Source organism: Dactylosporangium sp. CA-152071, assembly GCF_050936335.1.
In the GTDB taxonomy this organism is placed as follows: Bacteria; Actinomycetota; Actinomycetes; order Mycobacteriales; family Micromonosporaceae; genus Dactylosporangium; species Dactylosporangium maewongense.
In genome coordinates, this window is the sequence record NZ_JBNJMZ010000001.1 from 8,467,849 (window position 1) to 8,487,971 (window position 20,123).

A 20,123-nucleotide genomic window follows, 5' to 3' on the forward strand; every position below is an offset into this window, starting at 1 on the left:
AGGATCGACTGCCGGAGGCGGCGTCGTGACGTACGAGCGGCTGGTCCGCCCGGTTCTGTTCCGTCTCGGCGGCGGTGACGCCGAGACGGTGCACGAGCGGACCCTGCACTGGCTGTCGCGGGTGCCGTCGACGAAGCGGGCCTACAGCCCGCCCGGTGCGCGCCGGACCGTGTTCGGGATCGACTTCCCGAACGCGGTCGGGCTCGCCGCCGGCATGGACAAGGACGGCCGGGCGCTGCGGGCCTGGCCGCGGCTCGGCTTCGGCTTCGTCGAGGTCGGCACCGTCACCTGGCACCCGCAGCCCGGAAACGACCGCCCCCGCCTGTTCCGGTTCCCCCCGCAGGAGGCGATCGTCAACCGGATGGGCTTCAACAACGGCGGCGCACGGGCCCTCTCGGCCCGGCTGAAGGCCCTCGGGCCCCTGCCCGTGCCGCTGGGGATCAGCCTCGGCAAGTCGAAGGTGACGCCCCTGACCGGCGCCGTCGAGGACTACGTCAGCAGTTTCCGGCAGCTGTACGACCAGGGCGCGTACTTCGCGGTGAACGTCAGCTCACCGAACACCCCGGGGCTGCGGGAGCTGCAGGACAAGGCGCACCTGACGGCGCTGCTCGGCGCGCTGCACGCGGAGAACCGGGCGGGCAAGCCCGTGCTGGTGAAGGTCGCCCCCGACCTGACCGACGCGGCGCTCGGCGAGCTGCTCGACGTGTGCCTGGCCCAGGGCGTCGCCGGGCTGATCGCCACCAACACGACCGTCGCCCGGCCGGGCGTGACGACGACCGAGACCGGCGGGCTGAGCGGCCGCCCGCTCGCACCGCGGGCCCTGGAGGTCGTGCGCTTCGTCGCCAAGGAGAGCGGGCTGCCGGTCATCGGTGTGGGCGGGATCACCTCCGCCGACGACGTGACCCGCATGCTCGAGGCCGGGGCGTCGCTCGTGCAGCTCTACACCGGATTCATCTACCACGGCCCGCGCCTCGTGAAGCAGGCCGTCCACGCCACCAGGGAGCACGCGTGAGCGAACGGTTCGGAGCCCGGCTGAGGGCCGCCATGGACGCGCTGGGGCCGCTGTGCGTCGGGATCGACCCCCACCCCTCCCTCCTGACCGCCTGGGGCCTCTCCGACGATGTCAAGGGCCTGGAAGCGTTCAGTCGGACGGTGGGGGAGGCCCTGGCTGACCGGGTCGCGGTGATCAAGCCCCAGTCCGCCTTTTATGAGCGTTTCGGCTCCAGGGGCATAGCGGTGCTGGAGTCGACTATCCGACAGTTTGACTCGACCCGGACTCTTGTAGTTCTCGACGTCAAGCGGGGTGACATCGGCTCGACGGCCGCCGCGTACGCGGACGCGTACCTCGACCCGGCGTCCCCGCTGCGGGCCGACGCGATCACCGTCAGCCCGTTCCTCGGGGTCGGTTCGCTGCGCCCGATCTTCGACAAGGCGGCCGCGAACGGCCTCGGCGCGTTCGTTCTCGCGCTGACGTCGAATCCCGAGGGCGCGTCGGTCCAGCGCGCCGTCGGGGCCGGCGGAAGGACCGTCGCGCAGACCGTCGTCGACGAGATTGCGCAGCTCAACGCGGGTGTGACGCCTCTCGGCGACGTCGGCGTCGTGATCGGCGCGACGCTCGGTGAGCACGGACACGACCTGACGAACCTCAATGGACCGATCCTGGCTCCGGGCCTCGGTGCACAGGGCGGCAAGGCCGACGGACTGCGGGCCGCGTTCGGTGATCAAGCCCCTGACGTGCTGCCGTCGTACTCCCGGGAGATCCTCGGCGCGGGCCCGGACGTGGCCACGCTGCGTGCTGCCGCGGAGCGGGCGCGTGACGAATGCGCGGCCGCTCTGGCGGTCACCGCCTGATCATCAAGCCGCCACCGGCCGTCGATCATGCGATACCCACGTTGCCGAAATGGCTCGTGACCGCTAGTTTTCCCGGCGCTAGACCATCAACATTCTTTTCAAGGGACCTGAGGAGACCTGGTGCCGCTCCCGTCACTGAGCCCGGAACAGCGCGCGGCCGCTTTGGAAAAAGCGGCTGAGATTCGTAAGGCTCGCGCTGAGCTGAAGGAGCAACTGAAGCAGGGGAAGACCACCCTCGCTGCCGTGCTCGATCGTGCGGAGTCCGACGACGTCGTCGGCAAGCTTCGGGTTTCGGCCGTGCTGCAGGCAATGCCCGGCATCGGCAAGATCCGCGCGACGCAGATCATGGAGAAGCTGAAGATCGCCGACAGCCGCCGCCTCCGCGGCCTGGGCGACCAGCAGCGCAAGGCACTGCTCGGGGAGTTCGCCGGCGGCAAGTGACTGCCGCGTGGCCGGTCCCCCCGGACCAGTGTTGAGACCTCGGCGCGCCCGGACCCCTTGGGTCCGGGCGCGTTGTGTTTGCGCAGTCGCTAGCTGCCCCACCGCAGGCGGCGGGTCCCGCCGGGGGATTCTCACCCCGGACCCCCGATGCTCGCTGCGCTCCCACTGCCCGCGCTCTGACCTGGTAAGGTTTACGGGTTCGCGAGCTGTCAATTGGAAAGTCGTGAGGTTGTTTCGTGGCCGGAACCGTGGCAGACCCCCAGGGCATCACCAACCCGCCGATCGACGAGCTGCTGGAGAAGACCACCTCGAAGTACGCCCTGGTGATCTTCGCGGCGAAGCGGGCCCGTCAGGTCAACGCCTACTACAGCCAGCTGGGTGAGGGTCTTCTCGAATACGTGGGTCCCCTGGTGGAGACCACGCCGCAGGAGAAGCCGCTCTCCATCGCGCTGCGCGAGATCAACAGCGGCCTGCTGACCGCCGAGCGCATCGAAGAGGTCTAGTCCGACATGCACGCCGAGGACGACGGAGCCGGTGACCGGCCGAGGGTCGTTCTCGGCGTCGCCGGTGGGATCGCCGCCTACAAGGCCTGTGAGCTGCTGCGGCTGCTGACCGAGTCGGGGCACGACGTCCGGGTCGTGCCGACGGCGGCGGCGCTCACGTTCGTCGGCGAGGCCACCTGGGCCGCCCTGTCCGGCCGGCCGGTCAGCACCGACGTGTGGACCGGCGCCCACGAGGTCCCGCACGTCCGGCTCGGCCGCGAGGCCGACCTCGTCGTCGTCGCACCCGCCACCGCCGACCTTCTCGCGAAGGCCGCGCACGGGCTCGCCGACGACCTGCTCACCAACACGCTGCTCACCGCCCGGTGCCCGGTGCTCTTCGCGCCGGCGATGCACACCGAGATGTGGGAGCACCCCGCCACCCAGGCCAATGTCGCCACGCTCCGCTCCCGCGGCGTCGTGGTCCTGGAGCCCGACGTGGGTCGGCTCACGGGAGCCGACACCGGCAAGGGCCGGCTGCCCGCCCCGGCCGCGATCTTCGCCACCGCCCAGCGGCTCCTGCGCCGCGGCGGCCTCGCCGCCGACCTGGCCGGACGGCACGTGGTCGTCACCGCCGGCGGCACCCGCGAGCCCATCGACCCGGTCCGCTTCATCGGCAACCGCTCCTCCGGCAAGCAGGGCTACGCGATCGCGCGGGCCGCCGTCGCCCGGGGCGCGCGGGTCACCCTCATCTCGGCCAACGTGGCGCTGCCCGACCCGGCCGGCGCCGACCTGGTCCGGGTCGAGACGACCGAGCAGCTGCGGGTCGCCACCCTGGACGCGGCCGCGAAGGCCGACGCCGTGGTCATGGCGGCCGCGCCGGCCGACTTCCGGCCCGCGGTCTTCGCCCCCGGCAAGATCAAGAAGGTGGACGGGACCGCGCCCACCCTGGAGCTCGTGACCAACCCCGACATCGCCGCGGAGCTCGGCGCGGCGAAGCCGGAGGGGCAGGTGCTCGTCGCGTTCGCCGCCGAGACCGCCGCGATCGAGCAGGCCGTCGCGAACGGTCACGAAAAGCTGCTCCGCAAGCGCGCGGACCTGATCGTCGTGAATGAGGTCGGGGTCGGCAAGACCTTCGGCGCGGAGCACAACCAGGCGGTCATCCTCGGCGCCGACGGGACCCGTTCGGCCCTGCCCGAACTGCCCAAAGACGACCTTGCCGATAGGATTTTAGATCTCGTAATCGACCGTTTGCCCTGATCATCCCGGCCCCACGACGATGTGACGGCCCGGAGTCCACCATGCCTTTGTCGGTTCTCGAGGGCCAAGTCGTACACTGCTGCGAAGCCAACCAAACCGACGCCGTAACCCCTGAGGAGCACCATTGGCCCGCCGCCTGTTCACGTCAGAGTCGGTCACCGAAGGTCACCCCGACAAGATTGCCGATCAGATCAGTGACGGCATCCTCGACGCGCTCCTCACGCAGGACGCCCGCAGCCGGGTCGCCGTCGAGACGCTCATCACCACCGGCCAGGTCCACGTCGCCGGTGAGGTGACCACCAGCGCCTACGCCGACATCGCGAAGATCGTCCGCGAGACGATCCTCGGCATCGGCTACGACTCTTCGAAGAAGGGCTTCGACGGCGCCTCCTGCGGCGTCAGCGTGTCGATCGGCGCCCAGTCGCCCGACATCGCCCAGGGCGTCGACTCCGCGATCGAGGTCCGCGAGGGCTCCGGCAGCGACAACCTCGACCTGCAGGGCGCCGGCGACCAGGGCATGATGTTCGGCTTCGCGTGCAGCGAGACGCCCGAGCTCATGCCGCTGCCGATCGCGCTCGCGCACCGGCTCGCGCGCCGCCTCTCCGCGGTCCGCAAGGACGGCACGATCCCCTACCTGCGGCCCGACGGCAAGACGCAGGTCACGATCGAATACGACGGCCTGCGTCCGGTCCGGCTGCACACGGTCGTCGTCTCCAGCCAGCACGCGCCCGACATCTCGCTCGAGTCGCTGCTGACCCCCGACGTGCGCGAGCACGTCATCGCCCCCGAGCTCGAGGGCCTGGGCCTGGAGACCGACGGCTACCGCCTGCTGGTCAACCCGACCGGCCGCTTCGAGATCGGCGGCCCGATGGGCGACGCCGGCCTCACCGGCCGCAAGATCATCGTCGACACCTACGGCGGCTACGCCCGCCACGGTGGCGGCGCGTTCTCCGGCAAGGACCCGTCGAAGGTCGACCGCTCCGCGGCGTACGCCACCCGCTGGGTCGCGAAGAACGTCGTGGCCGCCGGCCTGGCCGAGCGCTGCGAGGTCCAGGTCGCCTACGCGATCGGCAAGGCGCACCCCGTCTCGCTGTTCGTGGAGACCTTCGGCACCGAGGTCGTGCCGGTCGAGCGGATCGAGAAGGCCATCAACGAGGTCTTCGACCTGCGCCCGGCCGCGATCATCCGCGACCTCGACCTGCTCAAGCCGGTCTACCAGCAGACCGCGGCCTACGGTCACTTCGGCCGCGAGCTGCCCGGCTTCACGTGGGAGCAGGCGAGCCGCACGGCCGAGCTGAAGTCCGCCGCCGGCGCCTGATCCACACTTCGACGTTGGCCGATCAATCTGATACCGAGATTGATCGGTCAACGTCTATTTCCGGCCTATCACAGGACGGTCTCTTCCCGTCACTGGAGCCGGTCGGGAAGGCCGCCGCGAAGGCCACCGGAAAAGCCGCCGCCGAGCGCGTCGCGGGAAAGTCGCGCACCGCGAAGCCCCGTGAGGCCGCCGCCGTGCTGCCGGTCGCCCGGATCTGCGTCGACGTGCCGCTGCCGCACCTGGACCGGCCGTTCGACTACCTGGTGCCCACCACCCTCGACGCGGTCGCCGTTCCAGGTGTACGGGTGAAGGTCCGCTTCTCCGGCCAGCTCGCCGACGGGTTCCTGCTGGAGCGGGTCGCGGAGTCGGAGCACGGGGGACGCCTGCAGTTCCTGGACAAGGTGGTGTCACCGGAGCCGGTGCTGCGGCCGGAGGTCGCCTCCCTGGCCCGCGAGGTCGCGGACCGCTACGCGGGCACCCTGTCCGACGTCCTCCGCCTCGCCGTCCCGCCCCGTCACGCGGCCACCGAGAAACGTTCCCCCGCAACTTCACCCTCCGTGCCGGCCGCCGACGAGGGGTCTCCGGACGAGGGTTCTCAGGACGAGGGGTCTCAGGGCGAGGGGTCTCCGGACGAGGCTCCGCCGGGCGAGGCTTCTTCGGACGTGCCGTCTTCGGCGGCCGCCCGGTCCGCCGGGATCCCGCCCGCCGCGGTGCCGGCGGTCTCCGAGGCCGGGTGGCGGCGGTACCCGGCGGGGGTGGCGCTGCTGCGGGCCCTCGGCGGCGGGCGGCGGCCGCACGCCGTGTGGACCGCGCTGCCCGGGGAGGACTGGCCGGCGCGGCTCGCCGAGGCCGCGGCGAGCACCCTCGCCGGCGGGCGCGGTGCGCTGATCGTCGTCGCGGACGCCCGGGACCTCGACCGGCTCGACGCGGCGATGACCGGTGCGCTCGGCGGCACGGGGGCGCACGTGGCGCTGTCCGCGGCGCTCGGGCCCGCCGAACGGTACCGGCGCTTCCTCGCCGCGGCGCGCGGGCACGTGAAGGTCGTCATCGGCACCAGGGCCGCCTGCTTCGCGCCCGTCGCCGACCTGGGCCTCGTCGCCGTCTGGGACGACGGCGACGACCTGCACGCCGAGCCCAGGGCGCCGTACCCGCACGCCCGGCAGGTCCTGCTCGCCCGGGCCGAACAGGCGGGGTGCGGGATCATCGTCGGAGGGTTCGCGCGTACCGCCGAAGCCCAGCAGCTCGTCGAGGCCGGCTGGGCCATCGAGGTCGCCGCCGGCAGGGACGTCGTGCGGCGGCACATGCCGCAGGTGGTGACCGTCGGCGAGGACGACCAGATGGCCCGCGACCCGGGAGCGGTCTCGGCCCGGCTGCCCACCGCCGCCTGGCGGGCCGCCCGCGACGCGCTGCTGCGAAACACGCCGGTGCTCATCCAGGTGCCGCGGCGCGGGTACATCCCGTCGGTCGCCTGCGCCGAGTGCCACACCCCGGCCCGCTGCCCGAACTGCTCCGGACCCCTCGCGCTGCCGTCGGCGACCGCGCCGCCGTCGTGCCGGTGGTGCGGACGGGTCGCCGCCGCGTACGCCTGCCCGGAATGCCGCAGCAGACGCCTGCGCGCCTCCGTCGTCGGCGCGCGCCGGACCGCCGAGGAGCTCGCCCGGGCGTTCCCGGACACCCCGGTGCGGACCTCGGGCCGCGACGGCGTCCTCGCGACGGTCCCCGGCGAGGCGTCGATCGTCGTGTCGACCCCGGGCGCGGAGCCCGTGGCCCACGGCGGGTACGGCGCCGTCCTCCTCCTCGACACCTGGGCCCTGCTCACCCGCGCCGACCTGCGCGGCACCGAGGAGGCGCTGCGCCGCTGGCTGACCGCCGCGTCCCTGTGCCGGCACACCGGCACGGTCGTCGTGGTCGCCGACGCGTCGCTCGCGGTCGTGCAGGCGCTCGTGCGGTTCGACCCGGGCTGGCTCGCCGCCCGCGAGCTCGCCGACCGGCGCGAGCTCGGCTTCCCGCCGGTCATGCGGATGGCGTCGCTGACGGGCGCGCCGGCCGCCGTCGCCGACCTCCTGGCGGCGGCGAAGCTGCCGCAGGGCGCGGAGGTCCTCGGCCCCGTCCCCGCCGCCGACGGCCAGGAGCGGATGCTGGTCCGCACCGGCCGGTCCGGCGGCCGTGCCCTCACCCTCGCCCTGCGCTCCGCCGCCGGCCTGCGCTCCGCCCGCAAGGCCACCGACCCCGTCCGCGTCCAGGTCGACCCCCTGGATCTGCTCTGACCTGCTCTGACCTGCTCTGCTCTGAACTTGTGATTCGCCCTGTTTCTCGCTCCGGAGTCACCCCCGGCAGGCGGTTGCATGGATGGCATGGATACCGAACGGTTCAACGACCTCCTGGAGCGTGCCGTCGCCGACCTCGGCGCGTGCCCGTCGGCCGGGCTGATCGCCGTGGGGGAGCGGACGGGCCTGTTCGCCGCGCTGCGGCAGGGCCCCGCGACGACCGCCGAGCTGGCGCGGCGGTCCGGGACCGCGGAGCGCTACGTCCGCGAGTGGGCCGGCGCGCTCACCGCGGGCGGCTACCTGACGCACGACGGCGGCACGTACGCGCTGAGCCCCGAGCAGCACGTCCTGCTCGACCCCGACGGGCCGGTGAACCTGCCGGCGGCGGCCGAACTCTGCCTCGCGATCCTGCGCGACACCGACCGGCTCGAACGCGCCTTCCGCACCGGCGAGGGCATCGGCTGGGGCGAGCACGACGAGGCGCTGCACGCGGGCGTCGCCGCGTTCTACCGCCCCGGCTACGCCCAGCACCTCATCAGCGGGTGGCTGCCGGCCCTCGACGGCGTCACCGACCGGCTGCGCGCCGGCGGCAGCGTCGCCGACATCGGCTGCGGGCACGGCGCCGCGACCGTCCTCATCGCCGAGGCGTTCCCGGCCGCGACGGTCACCGGCTTCGACGCGCACCCAGGGTCGGTCGCCGCCGCGACGGCCGCCGCGGCGAAGGCCGGCGTCCGGGCCGAGTTCGAGGTCGCGACCGCCGCCGGGTTCCCCGCGCCCCCGGGTGGCGGCTACGACCTGGTGACGATCTTCGACGCGCTGCACGACCTCGGCGACCCCCTCGGGGCCGCCCGGCGGGTCCGGGAGACCTTGAGCGACGACGGCACCTGGCTGATCGTCGAGCCCCTGGCCGGGGACCGGGTCGAGGACAACCTGCACCCGCTCGGGCGGCTCTTCTACGGCGCGTCGACGTACCTGTGCGTGCCGCACGCCATCTCCGAGGGCGGCGCCGCGCTGGGTGCGCAGGCGGGCGCGGCGCGGCTGACCGGGCTGCTCGCCGAGGCCGGGTTCACCGACGTCCGGGTCGTCGCCACCACGCAGACCAACCTGGTCCTGTCAGCCCGCTAGCAGGGCCCTGAGGGCCGCCTCCAGGGGCGGGGCGCCCTCGCGGTTGTCCACCTCGCGGTGCGGGACCGCCGGTGGCCGGTCCGGCGGGATCGCCGCGAGGAAGTCGTCCCACCGGTCCAGCTTCTGGCCGTCGCGGTGCGAGCCGCGGGCCAGGAGCCGGGCCCGCAGCGTCGCCGGGTCGGAGCGGACCCACACCAGGTGGACGGCGTCGCCGCCGAGCGAGGACACGAACCCGGCCCACCGGCCCGCGTCGGAGATCTGGCCGGTGAACGGCGCGGACAGCACCACCGGGCAGCCGCGGGCGCGGATCTCGCGGGCGGTGGCGGCGAGCCCCGCGTACTCGTGCAGCTTGATGTTGGCGTCGTACCAGACACCCTCGCGCTCACCCGGGGACCGGCCGGCGGCGGCGAGGGTGGCGGCGACGAACCCGCCGTAGAGCGTGTCCTTGTCCAGCAGCGCCGGCACCGGGTCGAGCAGCCCGATCAGCAGGTCCGCGACCGTCGACTTGCCCGCCCCGGGCGGCCCGGCCACCACCCAGACGTCGGCCGGGCCACGCCTGGTCACGCTGCGCTCCGGCCGCTCATGCTGTGCCCCTTTGTGAAGAGCCCGCGGCATGAACGGCCTCCGCTGCGCTCCGGCCGCTCATGCCACCAGCAACTGGTTGGTGGCCAGCTCGCGGTACAGCTCGCTGGAGTCGAGCAGGTCGGCGTGCCGGCCGGTGGCGACGACCCGGCCGCCCTCCATGACCACGATCTGGTCCGCGTCGACGACGGTCGACAGGCGGTGCGCGACGACGATCATCGTCCGATTGTGCGCCACAGTGTCGATCGCCTGACGCAATGCCACCTCGTTGCGCGCGTCGAGGTTGGACGTCGGCTCGTCCAGCAGCAGGATCGGCGGCGCGGCCAGCAGCGTCCGGGCGATCGCGAGCCGCTGCCGCTCCCCGCCGGACAGCAGCACCCCGCCCTCGCCGACCTGCGCGTCCAGGCCGAGCGGGGTCCGCTCGACGACGTCGGCGAGGTTGACCGCGTCGAGGACCTCCAGCATCTGCGCGTCGGTGGCGCCGGGGGTGGTGAGCCGCAGGTTCTCCCGCAGCGTCCCGGCGAGGACCGGCGCCTCCTGCTCCACGTAGCCGAGCTGGGCGCGCAGCGTCTGCCGCGGCAGGTCCCGCACGTCCACGCCGGCGACCCGGACGGTGCCGGCGGTCGCGTCGTAGAACCGCTCGACGAGCTGCAGCAGCGTCGACTTGCCCGCCCCGGAGGGGCCGACGAGGGCGGTGCGGGTGCCGTACGCCACCGTGAACGACACATCGCGCACGACCGGCTCCAGCGAGGCGGCGTAGCCGAACGTGACCCCCTCGAACGCGACGGCGACGGGGGAGTCCGCCACCGCGGCGGTGCCCGCGTCCTCCTCCAGGGGCACGACCAGGATGTCCTGCATCCGCTGCAGCGCGCCCAGCCCGGTCTGCAGCTGCGTGTACGCGTGCAGCGCCTGGCCGAGGGGCATGACCAGGAAGAACAGGTAGAGCACGAACGCGACCAGGTCACCGACGGAGATGGTGCCGTTCGCGACGCGGGCGCCGCCGACGCCGAGCAGCAGCAGGAACGCGCCCTGGATCGCGGCGACGCTGGCCGGCCCGACGAGCGCCTGCAGCTTCGCGATCCGCACGCCCGCCCGGTACGCCGCCTCGGCGCCGGACTCGACGGTGGCGACCTCGCGGTCCTCGGCGTTGCTGGCCCGGATCGTGCGGGCCGCGGTCAGCGCCCGCTCGACGGCGCTGGTCATGTCGCCGATGCGGGCCTGCGCCTCCTCCGAGGCGGGCCGGACCCGGCGGGAGAAGATCACCGCGATCGACAGGCCCAGCGCGAGACCGCCGCCGGCGGTGAGGAACAGGACCGGGTCGAGCAGCAGCATCGCGACGCCGGCGCCGACGACCATGACGGCGCCGGTGACGGTCTCGAACAGGCCGGACGTCACGACGGCCCGCAGGAGCGTCGTGTCGGCGCCGACGCGGGACAGCAGGTCGCCGGTGCGGCGCTGGTCGTACTCGGCGATCGGCAGCCGCAGCAGGTGCCGGGTCAGCCGCCGGCGGGCGGTCAGCACGAGCCCCTCGGCGGTGCGCTGCAGCAGGTAGTCGCGCAGCGCGTTGAGCACCGCGACGGCGGCGAGGACCGCGACCAGCAGCGCGACGGTCCGCCCGACCGCCTCCGAGGCCTGCAGGCCGTCGAGGACGTCGCGGGTCAGCAGCGGCTGGGCGAGGGTCGTGACGGATCCGAGCAGCGACAGCACGCCGACGACGACGAGCGTCCGGCGGTGGTCACGCAGGTACGGCAGGAGGGAACGCAGCGAGACGGCATCCTTCTTGGTGGCCACCTGGCCGAGGCTAGCCCTGTCTTGCTGAGTGTCCCCTGAGTCCTTGGTGTGCCGGGCGTCCCTGGGTCGCTACTTCGCTGGGCGTCCCCTGAGGAGCACCAGTGACGGGTGCCGGAGCGCCTCGGGCGTCACCCTCGGGTCGGCGGTGACCGCGACGAGGTCGGCGGGCGCGCCCTCCTCGATGCCCTGGAACCCGAGGTAGCGGCGGGCGTCCCAGCACGCGGCGCCGACCGCGGCGGCCGGCGGCAACCCCGCCGCGACCAGGTGCCCGATCTCCGCGACGACGTCGCCGTGGCCGAGGGAGTCGGTGCCGGCGAGGACGGTCACGCCGGCCTCCCACGCGTCGACGGTCGCGGTGCGCAGGCTCTCGACCCCGCCGAGGAACCAGTCCTTGCGCGGCCCCTCCGGCTTCGTGCGCACGTTGTCGACGTGGCCGATGAAGCCCGTCCAGGTCGGGGTCACCGCGCCGCCCCGCGCGGCGAGCACGTCGAGCAGGTCGGGCGTCAGGAACCAGGCGTGCTCGATCGAGTCGACACCGGCCAGGACCGCGGCGCGGGTGCCCTCGGCGGTCTGGCAGTGGGCGGCCACCCGCCCGTTCACCGCGTGCACGGCGTCGCAGAGCTCCCGCAGTACCGACTCCGGGGTCTTGACCCGGTCGAACTCCCAGTCGCCGTAGGTCTTGCACCAGCCGTCGTTGGCGAGGGCCTGCGCGACGCCTGCTGCGGTCAGGTCGCTGGTCTTTGTTTGCAGGTCGTCCAGCTCCTCCAAGCCGTCCCAGGCCAGCCACGGGCCGGCGGTGACGAGCCGCGGCACGGCGGCGTCCTCGCGGAGGCTTGCCGGGATCGGCTCCCGATGCCCCGGCACGCGCAACAGGAGGGTGCCGTCGCCTGTGTACTGCCGGGCGGCCGCCGCGAACAGCTCCGGGTCGAACGCCATCGTGTCCGCGTGGTGGCCCAGGTGCGCGTGGGAGTCGACGAGACCCGGCAGGATGAACCCGCCCTCGTGGACCGTGGTCACGTCGCCGGACGGGCGTTGGAAGGTGAGCCGGTCGCCGAGCACCCAGATGTCGCGGACGTCACCGTCCGGCAGGACGGTGCCACGCAGGTGGAGGCTCGTCATCGGGCCACACTAGACTTGTTTGACTCGAACCAGATATGGGGTGCCTCGTTTGACCGTCCAGTCCGTCCGCCTCTTCGGCGACCCGGTGCTGCGCACGCCCGCCGACAGCGTCGTGGACTTCGACCGTGAGCTGCGCAAGCTGGTCAAGGACCTGCTCGACACCATGGGCCAGCAGAACGGGACCGGCCTCGCCGCCCCGCAGATCGGCGTCGGGCTGCGCGTGTTCACCTTCGATGTCGACGACGTCATCGGGCACCTGGTCAACCCGGTGCTCGAGTTCCCCGACGAGGAGGAGCAGGACGGTCCCGAGGGCTGCCTGTCGATCCCGGGCGTCTACGTGGACACCAAGCGCCGGCAGAACGTGATCGCCAAGGGCTTCAACGAGCACGGCGACCCGATCCAGATCGTCGGCACCGGGCTGATGGCGCGCTGCGCCCAGCACGAGACCGACCACCTCGACGGGGTCCTGTTCGTCGACCGGCTCGACGCCGACCGGCGCAAGCAGGCGATGAAGGAGATCCGGGCGGCGGAGTGGTACAACCCCGACGCCCCGCCGGTCGTGAAGACCAGCCCGCACGGTCTGTTCGGCCGGTGAGGCTCGTCTTCGCGGGGACGCCCGCCGTGGCGCTGCCCGCCCTCGACGCGATCGCGGCCTCCTCGCACGAACTGGTCGCCGTGGTGACCCGCCCCGACGCGCCCTCCGGCCGCGGCCGGCAGCTGGTGCCGTCGCCGGTCAGCGCCTGGGCGCAGGAGCGGGGCATTCCCGTCTTGGCGCCCGAGCGGCCGCGTGAGCCTTCGTTCTTGGACCGGCTCCGTGAGCTGGAGCCAGACTGCTGCCCGGTCGTCGCGTACGGCGCGCTGGTGCCGCGGGTCGCGCTCGACATCCCCCGGTTCGGGTGGATCAACCTGCACTTCTCGCTGCTGCCCGCGTGGCGCGGCGCGGCGCCCGTGCAGCACGCCGTCCTGCACGGCGACGACATGACCGGCGCCAGCGTGTTCCTCCTGGAGGAGGGCCTGGACACCGGCCCCGTCTACGGCACGCTCACCGAGCCCGTCGGCGCCCGCGACACCTCCGGCGACCTGCTGTCGCGGCTCGCCGACTCCGGCGCCTCGCTGCTGGTCTCCGTCCTGGACGGCATCGCCGCCGGCTCGCTCGCCGCCGTGCCGCAGGCGCACGAGGGCATCTCCCTCGCGCCGAAGCTCACCGTGGACGACGCCCTCATCCGCTGGGGCGACCCGGCCTTCGCCGTCGACCGGCGGGTCAGGTCCTGCACGCCCGCCCCCGGCGCCTGGACGACCCTGCGCGGCGACCGGTTGAAGCTCGGCCCGGTCACGCCGGTCACCGCGGCCTCCGTCATCGGCGGCGGCGCGACGCTCGGCCCGGGCGTGGTCGCCGTCGAACGCAACCGGGTCCTGGTCGGCACCGGCACGGTGCCGGTCGCGCTGGGCACGGTCACCGCACCCGGGAAGAAGGCCATGCCCGCGGACGCCTGGGCGCGTGGCGCCCGCATCGAGTCCGGCGTGGTGCTCGGCGCCCCGGCTTCCGGAGCCTCGTCTTGAGGTCGCCCCGGCGGGGGCCGGGGCCACGCCCGGCGGGTGCCCGCGACGACCGGCTCGTCCGGCCGCCGCGCGGTGGCCGCCCGGCGATCGACCCTGCCCGCGAGGCCGCCTATGAGGCCGTCGCCGCCGTGCACCGCGACGACGCGTACGCCAACCTCGTGCTGCCGAAGCTGCTCCGCGAGACCGGGGTCACCGGCCGCGACGCCGCGTTCGCGACCGAGCTGACCTACGGCACGCTCCGCCAGACCGGCACCCTGGACGCGATCGTCGCCGCCGCCGCGGACCGTGCCGTGGACCGCATCGACCCGCCCGTCCGCGACGCGCTGCGGATCGGCGCCTACCAGCTGCTCAACATGCGCGTCGGCGCGCACGCCGCGGTCGCGACCACCGTCGACCTGGTCCGCTCCCTGGTCCCGGGCGCCGCCGGCTTCGCCAACGCGGTCCTGCGCCGCGTCGCCGAGTCCGACCGCGCCGCGTGGCTGACCCGGCTGGCCCCCGCCGACCCGTTCGAGGCGGCCGCGCTCAACCACGCGCACCCGCAGTGGATCGTGCGCGCCTTCGCCGACGCGCTCGGCTCGCTCGACGAGGCGGAGCTCGCCCTCGACGCCGACAACCTCGCCCCACCCGTGCACCTGTGCGCCCGGCCCGGCCTGCTCGACCCCGCCTCGTTCGCCGCGTCGCTGCGGGGCGCCTCCGTCGGGCGGTACTCGCCCTACGCGGTCGTGCTGACCGGCGGCGGCGACCCGGCCGGCATCGCCGCCGTCCGCGACGGCCGCGCCCACGTGCAGGACGAGGGCAGCCAGCTCGTCGCCGCCGCCCTGGCTCTGTCGGACATCGAGGGTCGCGACGAGCGGTGGCTCGACCTGTGCGCCGGCCCCGGCGGCAAGGCGGGCCTGCTCGGCGCGCTCGCCCGCACCCGCGACGCGCACGTGACCGCCGTCGAGGTCGCCCACCACCGGGCGGCGCTGGTCGCCAAGGCCACCGAGGGCCTGCCCGTCTACACGATCCACGCCGACGGCCGCGACGTGGGCAAGGACGCGGACCTGCCCGAGGGCGGCTTCGACCGGGTCCTCGTCGACGCCCCGTGCACCGGCCTCGGCGCGCTGCGCCGCCGCCCCGAGGCCCGCTGGCGCCGCCAGCCGTCGGACCTGCCCCCGCTGACCCGCCTGCAGCGCGAACTGCTGCAGTCCGCGTTCCGGGCGGTCCGGCCGGGCGGGGTCGTCGCCTACGTCACCTGCTCCCCGCACCAGGCCGAGACCGAGGTCTCGGTCACGGAGGCAGCCCGCCGCTCGCAGATCGACATGGACCTCATCGACGCCCGCCCCTTCCTGCCGTCCTCGCTGCCCGACCTGGGCACCGGCCCGACAGTCCAGCTCTGGCCCCACCGCCACGGCACCGACGCCATGTTCCTGGCCCTGCTCCGCCGCGCCGACAAGTAACCCCCGCCGCCCCCCGCCCCGCCCTCACCCACCACCCTGCGCCCTGCCCTGCGCGGTGTTTGCCTGGCGCGGTTTTTTGCCTGGCCCGGCTTCTGCACTGCGCTGCTTCTGCACTGCACTGCACTGCGCTGCTTCTGCCTGGCTCGGCTTCTGCCTGGCTCGGCCTTTGCCTGGCTCGGCTTCTGCCTGGCTCGGCCCTGCCACCCGGTGCTCGACTCTGCCCTGTCGGCCCCCCGCACAGACGTTGATCAATGTCCAGGTTTACGGCTTTCTATTGATTGACGTTGCGCGATCCCCCCCAATTTGAAGATCATCTTGTAGGTTGATCGCGCAACTTCGATAGAACAAAAGCCGCAAAAGCGGGCATTGATCAGCGTCGGTTTGGAGTGGGCTGGGAGCCGGGCGCCGTGCGGGTTGGACCTACGTCACGCAGCTCCGGCGGGCTGCAACCTTCGCGACGGGTCGGCCTGGTGTGGTCCGGCCTTCCTGGCGTGCCGGCCTTTGTACTGCTCGGCATTGGGTGGAGGCTGCGTCGACTGGTGCCGACCGGAATGGGGGTGGAGGGCTGCGTGGGCCGGTGCCGACCGGAATGGGGGTGGAGGGCTGCGTGGGCCGGTGCTGATCGGAGTGGGGGTGGAGGGCTGCGTGGGCCGGTGCTGATCGGAGTGGGGGTGGAGGGCTGCGTGGGCCGGTGCTGATCGGAGTGGGGGTGGAGGGCTGCGTGGGCCGGTGTCGATCGGCGTTGGTGGGTGAAGGCTGCGCGGGCTGGTATTGATCAACGTATGTGGGTGTGCTGAGGTTGCGGCGTTGCGCGGGGTTGAGGCCCCGCTGGGTCGCTCCGGCGAGCCGTAATCCCGCAAGGGCTCCGCTCTGGCGGGCTCCGCTCCTGCCTTCGCTCCACCTCTGCCCAGTTCTGCCCGGTTCGCCTGGATGGCTCTGCTCTGCCTCTGCCCAGTTCTGCCCGGTTCGCCTGGATAGCTCCGCTCTGCCTCTGCTCGGTTCTGTCCGTTCTGCCTGGTTCGCTTTCATGGCTCTGCCCTGCCCTGTGTAGACATTGGTCAATGCCATGGTTTGTGGCTTTTAGGCGAAAGGCGTCGTGTGGTGCGCCCCCGATCCGGGATCGCTGAGGGGTGATCGCGCAATGGTAATGGGGTAAATGCCGCATTAGTTGGCATTGATCAACGTATGTGGGGTGCGGCGGTTCGGTGGGGGCGGTTGGCTTGGCCGTGCAGCGATGTTGGCCAGTGTGTTGATGGTGTGGGGGTGTGGGTGGCGCTGGTCAGTCGGGGAGGAGGGCGGCGACGGCGGTGCGGGTGCCGCAGGAGAGGGCGATCAGCCGGTCGCGTTCGGCGAGCCAGGCGTCGCCGAGGGCCTGGCGGGTCGCCGGGTCCAGGCCGCGGGCGTCGTTGATCAGGGTGCGCTCCTCCTCGTCGAGGTGGTGGTAGAGCGAGTTCGCGAGCTTGCTGACGGCCTTGTCGAAGGCGAGCGACGTCATGTCGGGCACGTCCAGCAGGGCGAGGAGGCGGCGGTGGCCGTCGAGGTGCTCGTCCTCGCCGTGCTCGACGTGGCCGTCGCCGCCGGTGAGCTCGCGCAGCTTCGGGTACACCTCGGACTCCTCGGCGGTGGCGTGCGCGACGAGAAGGTCGGCGAGCTCGGTCAAGGTGCGCCGCCGGTGGCCTTCGAGATCCGCGGGGGAGCGGTCGCGCATGGAGCGGAGCAGCGTCTCGAAGCGCACGTGATCGGCGACGATCACATCGACGACATCAGCCATCCACCGATTGTCCCCCATATCCGGCGGAAGGCGTACCGTCGCCTAGAGTGCTGATGTGAGCAACACCGTGATCGCACCGTCCATTCTCGCCGCGGACTTCGCGCGGCTCGCCGAGTCCGCCGGGGCGGTGGAGGGCAGCGCCGACTGGCTGCACGTGGATGTCATGGACTACCACTTCGTGCCCAACCTGACGATCGGGCTGCCGGTGGTGCAGAGCCTGCGGAAGGCGACCACGCTGCCGTTCGACTGCCACCTGATGATCGCGGACCCGGCGCGGTGGGCGACGCAGTACGCGGAGGCGGGGGCGTACAACGTCACGTTCCATGCCGAGGCGGCCACAGACCCGGTCGCGATCGCGAAGGACCTGAGGAAGGCCGGCAGCCGGGCCGGGCTCGCGATCGACCGGGACACGCCGGTCGAGGGGTATCTGGAGCTGCTGCCGCACTTCGACCTGCTGCTGATCATGACGATCAAGGCGGGGTTCGGCGGGCAGGCGTTCATCCCGGAGCTGCTGGACAAGGTCAGGACCGCGCGCCGGCACGTCGACGCGGGCCATCTCGAGCTGCGCATTGAAGTCGACGGTGGAGTGGCCGACGATACGATCGCGGCCTGCGCGGAGGCGGGTGCCGACACGTTCGTGGCGGGCACCGCGGTCTTCGGCGCAGAGGACCCGGCCGCCGCGGTGCGCAGGCTCCGCGCCCTGGCGAACGGCTGACGGCACCAAACAAACGCGGCACTAAGCACGGCACCAACGAGGAAGCCCGAGAGACAACCGAAGAGGACAGCGCATGGGCGAGCCCGACACCATCCTCGTCGTCGACGACGACGTCGACATCGCCCGGTTCATCGAGGTCAACCTGAAGCTCGAGGGCTACCGGGTGCTGCTCGCCCACGACGGCGCCACGGCGCTGCAGCTCGTCGAGGAGCACATGCCGGCCCTCGCGGTCGTCGACTGGATGATGCCGCAGCTGGACGGCCTGGAGCTGACCCGGCGGCTGCGGGCCGACCCGATGACGGCGCCGATCCCGGTGATCCTGCTGACCGCGCGCGGGCAGACCGCGGACAAGGTCATCGGGCTGCAGGCGGGCGCCGACGACTACCTGGTGAAGCCGTTCGACACCCTGGAGCTGGTCGCGCGGGTGCGCTCCACGCTGCGCCGCAACCAGGAGAACCGCGAGGTGTCGCCGCTGACCGGGCTGCCCGGCAACAGCCGCATCCTGCGCGAGATCACCGACCGGGCGCGGGCCGGCGCCGACTTCGCCGTCTCGCACGTCGACATCGACCGGTTCAAGGCCGTCAACGACGTGTACGGGTTCGCCCGCGGCGACGAGTTCATCACCTCGCTCGCCCGGGCGCTGCACCGTGCCGTGGTCGAGGTCGGGCTGCCGCCGGCGTTCCTCGGCCACATCGGCGGCGACGACTTCCTCGTCGTGTGCAGCCCCGACCAGCTCAAGCCGCTGACGACGAAGGCGATCCTGGAGTTCCAGGCAGCGTCGGACGCGCTCTACGACCCGTCCGACGCGGAGCGTGGCTTCGTCGAGGTCGTGCAGCGCAACGGCGAGGTCCAGCAGGCCAACCTGGTCACCCTGTCGATCGGGGTGGCGATCGGACAGGCGGCCGCCGGCGGGCAGCTCACCGACCCGCGCGAGGTCATCGCGATCGCCACCGACATGAAGTCCGTGGCGAAGAAGCACAACGGCAACTACGTGGCTGTCGACCGCCGCAGTGCGCTGCACCTGTGATGTATGTCCCTGGGTAAGGACCGGGTCGGTCGCCGCGGAAATGTGCAAGACTCAGGTTACGTACCCACCACGCGCTGGCGGGGCTCGGTGAAATTCCGAACCGGCGGTAAGCGGTCGTAGACCGCGAGCCCGCGACCCGGTCGAAGCCATCGGCCGGTGGATCTGGTGTGAGTCCAGAGCCGACGGTCAAAGTCCGGATGGGAGTTCAGCGCGCGGGATCCGGTGTCCGTTTCGGCGGGCGCCTGGGGGCTGGCCTGCGCATCTGCGCATCCCCGCACCCCGCCCGCAGCCGTCCCCATCAGCCTCCCGACGCGTGACCACACCGCGCGGAGAGGGCCAATGGACGCAGACGCAGATGCCAGCCACATGCGGCGTGCCGTCGAGCTGTCCCTGCGCAGCCTCGGCGAGACCAGCCCCAACCCCAACGTCGGCTGCGTCCTCGTCGGCCCCGGCGGCGAGGTCGTCGGCGAGGGCCGCACGGCGCCCGCCGGAGGGCCGCACGCCGAGGTCAGCGCCCTTGCGGCGGCCGGCGAGCTGGCCCGGGGGGCCACCGCTTACGTCACCCTCGAACCGTGCGACCACACCGGCCGCACCGGCCCCTGCACGCAGGCCCTGATCGCGGCCGGGGTCGCCCGCGTCGTCGTCGCCGTCCGCGACCCGAACCCGGTCGCCGCAGGTGGCGCGCAGACCCTGCGACAGGCCGGAATACACGTCGACGAAGGCGTCGAAAGTGAAGAGGCCCACGACGCCATGCGAGGGTGGCTGACCGCGGTCGGGCGGGGCACGCCGTACGTGATCTGGAAGTTCGCCGCCACGCTCGACGGGCGCTCCGCCGCCGCCGACGGCACCAGCAAGTGGATCACCTCGCCGGAGGCCCGGGCCGACGTGCACCGCATCCGGGCCGGCGTCGACGCGATCATCGCCGGCATCGGCACCGTCCTCGCCGACGACCCGCAGCTCACCGTCCGCACGCCCGAGGGGCCCGCCGCCCGCCAGCCGCTGAGGGTCGTGGTGGAAGGCGGTAGTCGTACACCTCCCGCCGCGAAGATCCTGGACGGCTCGGCGCCGACGTTCGTGGCCGCCGCACCTGAGGGCGGAAGGGTCGACCTGCACGGCATGCTGCGGCACCTGTACGACCAGGGCGTCCGCACGGCGCTGCTGGAAGGCGGCCCGACCCTGGCGGGCGCGTTCCTCGCCGACGGTCTGGTCGACCGGGTCGTCGCCTACCTCGCCCCGAAGCTGCTCGGCGCCGGCCCGGCCGCCCTGGGCGCCGCGGGAATCTCCACCATCGCCGAGGCATTGACGCTCGACGTTGTCGACCTTGCCGTGATCGGGCCTGACGTGCGCCTGACGGCAACAGTGAAAGGTGCGTGACCCA

18 protein-coding genes and 1 riboswitch are annotated in these 20,123 nt (G+C 72.9%); of the genes, 14 read left to right on the forward strand and 4 right to left on the reverse strand.

Annotated elements, in window-relative coordinates:
- The first annotated feature begins 25 nt into the window (after positions 1-25).
- From ACQEVZ_RS38210 to ACQEVZ_RS38245, 8 genes are all read left to right on the forward strand, one after another.
- On the forward strand, positions 26-1,012 hold the full coding sequence (locus tag ACQEVZ_RS38210) for a quinone-dependent dihydroorotate dehydrogenase (protein ID WP_433375672.1): 987 nt from the start codon (positions 26-28) through the stop codon (positions 1,010-1,012).
- Positions 1,009-1,851 (forward strand): orotidine-5'-phosphate decarboxylase, encoded by an 843-nt coding sequence (gene pyrF / locus ACQEVZ_RS38215; protein WP_344503568.1) that lies wholly within the window; start codon positions 1,009-1,011, stop codon positions 1,849-1,851. Before ACQEVZ_RS38210 ends, pyrF begins: the two co-directional genes overlap by 4 nt.
- Positions 1,852-1,971: 120 nt before the next feature.
- A complete protein-coding gene (gene mihF, locus ACQEVZ_RS38220; protein WP_033356842.1) occupies positions 1,972-2,292 on the forward strand; it encodes an integration host factor, actinobacterial type in 321 nt (106 codons plus the stop codon).
- A gap of 236 nt (positions 2,293-2,528) precedes the next feature.
- Positions 2,529-2,795: a DNA-directed RNA polymerase subunit omega gene (rpoZ, locus tag ACQEVZ_RS38225; protein WP_033356843.1), complete on the forward strand. Its 267-nt coding sequence runs from the start codon at positions 2,529-2,531 to the stop codon at positions 2,793-2,795.
- Between the two features lie 6 nt (positions 2,796-2,801).
- Positions 2,802-4,031 (forward strand): bifunctional phosphopantothenoylcysteine decarboxylase/phosphopantothenate--cysteine ligase CoaBC, encoded by a 1,230-nt coding sequence (gene coaBC / locus ACQEVZ_RS38230; RefSeq protein WP_433375677.1) that lies wholly within the window; start codon positions 2,802-2,804, stop codon positions 4,029-4,031.
- Between the two features lie 124 nt (positions 4,032-4,155).
- Positions 4,156-5,349, forward strand: a complete 1,194-nt coding sequence (gene metK / locus ACQEVZ_RS38235) for a methionine adenosyltransferase (RefSeq protein ID WP_344503570.1) — start codon at positions 4,156-4,158, stop codon at positions 5,347-5,349.
- A 194-nt stretch (positions 5,350-5,543) separates the two neighbouring features.
- Entirely contained in the window at positions 5,544-7,616 is a 2,073-nt protein-coding gene (locus tag ACQEVZ_RS38240; protein ID WP_433375682.1) for a primosomal protein N', read from the forward strand.
- Positions 7,617-7,703: 87 nt separating this feature from the next.
- Positions 7,704-8,741, forward strand: coding sequence for a class I SAM-dependent methyltransferase (locus tag ACQEVZ_RS38245; RefSeq protein ID WP_433375685.1), 1,038 nt, complete (start codon positions 7,704-7,706; stop codon positions 8,739-8,741).
- Here the strand turns inward: ACQEVZ_RS38245 and ACQEVZ_RS38250 are convergent.
- The 3 genes from ACQEVZ_RS38250 to ACQEVZ_RS38260 form a co-directional block, all read right to left on the reverse strand.
- The gene (locus ACQEVZ_RS38250; RefSeq protein WP_433375688.1) at positions 8,730-9,305 is read right to left on the reverse strand and encodes an AAA family ATPase; all 576 of its coding nucleotides are present in this window, start codon (positions 9,303-9,305) and stop codon (positions 8,730-8,732) included. The genes ACQEVZ_RS38245 and ACQEVZ_RS38250 overlap by 12 nt on opposite strands.
- 78 nt (positions 9,306-9,383) lie before the next feature.
- Complete coding sequence (locus ACQEVZ_RS38255; RefSeq protein WP_433375691.1) at positions 9,384-11,114, reverse strand: ABC transporter ATP-binding protein; 1,731 nt, start codon at positions 11,112-11,114, stop codon at positions 9,384-9,386.
- A gap of 69 nt (positions 11,115-11,183) precedes the next feature.
- Entirely contained in the window at positions 11,184-12,233 is a 1,050-nt protein-coding gene (locus ACQEVZ_RS38260; protein WP_433375694.1) for an amidohydrolase family protein, read from the reverse strand.
- A 49-nt stretch (positions 12,234-12,282) separates the two neighbouring features.
- Here ACQEVZ_RS38260 and def point away from each other — a divergent pair, with 49 nt between their 5' ends.
- Genes def through ACQEVZ_RS38275 form a run of 3 tightly spaced genes read left to right on the forward strand, consistent with a single transcriptional unit; the run spans position 12,283 to position 15,232 of the window.
- On the forward strand, positions 12,283-12,828 hold the full coding sequence (gene def, locus ACQEVZ_RS38265) for a peptide deformylase (protein WP_344503576.1): 546 nt from the start codon (positions 12,283-12,285) through the stop codon (positions 12,826-12,828).
- Positions 12,825-13,793, forward strand: coding sequence for a methionyl-tRNA formyltransferase (gene fmt, locus ACQEVZ_RS38270; RefSeq protein WP_433375697.1), 969 nt, complete (start codon positions 12,825-12,827; stop codon positions 13,791-13,793). Before def ends, fmt begins: the two co-directional genes overlap by 4 nt.
- Positions 13,724-15,232, forward strand: coding sequence for an RsmB/NOP family class I SAM-dependent RNA methyltransferase (locus tag ACQEVZ_RS38275; protein WP_344503660.1), 1,509 nt, complete (start codon positions 13,724-13,726; stop codon positions 15,230-15,232). Before fmt ends, ACQEVZ_RS38275 begins: the two co-directional genes overlap by 70 nt.
- A gap of 1,279 nt (positions 15,233-16,511) precedes the next feature.
- Here ACQEVZ_RS38275 and ACQEVZ_RS38280 read toward each other — a convergent pair.
- Positions 16,512-17,003 carry a hemerythrin domain-containing protein gene (locus ACQEVZ_RS38280; RefSeq protein ID WP_433375700.1) on the reverse strand — a complete coding sequence of 164 codons (492 nt, stop codon included), beginning with the start codon at positions 17,001-17,003 and terminating at the stop codon, positions 16,512-16,514.
- A gap of 55 nt (positions 17,004-17,058) precedes the next feature.
- Between ACQEVZ_RS38280 and rpe the strand changes: the two genes are divergently transcribed.
- The 3 genes from rpe to ribD all read left to right on the forward strand — a co-directional run bounded on the left by rpe (position 17,059) and on the right by ribD (position 20,119).
- A complete protein-coding gene (gene rpe, locus ACQEVZ_RS38285) occupies positions 17,059-17,718 on the forward strand; it encodes a ribulose-phosphate 3-epimerase (RefSeq protein WP_344503579.1) in 660 nt (219 codons plus the stop codon).
- Between the two features lie 73 nt (positions 17,719-17,791).
- On the forward strand, positions 17,792-18,745 hold the full coding sequence (locus tag ACQEVZ_RS38290; protein ID WP_344503580.1) for a GGDEF domain-containing response regulator: 954 nt from the start codon (positions 17,792-17,794) through the stop codon (positions 18,743-18,745).
- Positions 18,746-18,814: 69 nt separating this feature from the next.
- A riboswitch (FMN riboswitch) is annotated at positions 18,815-18,959 on the forward strand.
- A 125-nt stretch (positions 18,960-19,084) separates the two neighbouring features.
- Positions 19,085-20,119 carry a bifunctional diaminohydroxyphosphoribosylaminopyrimidine deaminase/5-amino-6-(5-phosphoribosylamino)uracil reductase RibD gene (ribD, locus tag ACQEVZ_RS38295; RefSeq protein ID WP_433375704.1) on the forward strand — a complete coding sequence of 345 codons (1,035 nt, stop codon included), beginning with the start codon at positions 19,085-19,087 and terminating at the stop codon, positions 20,117-20,119.
- Positions 20,120-20,123 lie beyond the last annotated feature (4 nt).

Bases quoted from the DNA above. Each gene is read 5' to 3' on its own strand.
- ACQEVZ_RS38290 (WP_344503580.1), top strand. From the start codon at position 17,792: ATGGGCGAGCCCGACACCATCCTCGTCGTCGACGACGACGTCGACATC.
- ACQEVZ_RS38245 (WP_433375685.1), top strand. From the start codon at position 7,704: ATGGATACCGAACGGTTCAACGACCTCCTGGAGCGTGCCGTCGCCGAC.
- ACQEVZ_RS38280 (WP_433375700.1), bottom strand. From the start codon at position 17,003: ATGGCTGATGTCGTCGATGTGATCGTCGCCGATCACGTGCGCTTCGAG.
- coaBC (WP_433375677.1), top strand. From the start codon at position 2,802: ATGCACGCCGAGGACGACGGAGCCGGTGACCGGCCGAGGGTCGTTCTC.
- ribD (WP_433375704.1), top strand. From the start codon at position 19,085: ATGGACGCAGACGCAGATGCCAGCCACATGCGGCGTGCCGTCGAGCTG.
- ACQEVZ_RS38260 (WP_433375694.1), bottom strand. From the start codon at position 12,233: ATGACGAGCCTCCACCTGCGTGGCACCGTCCTGCCGGACGGTGACGTC.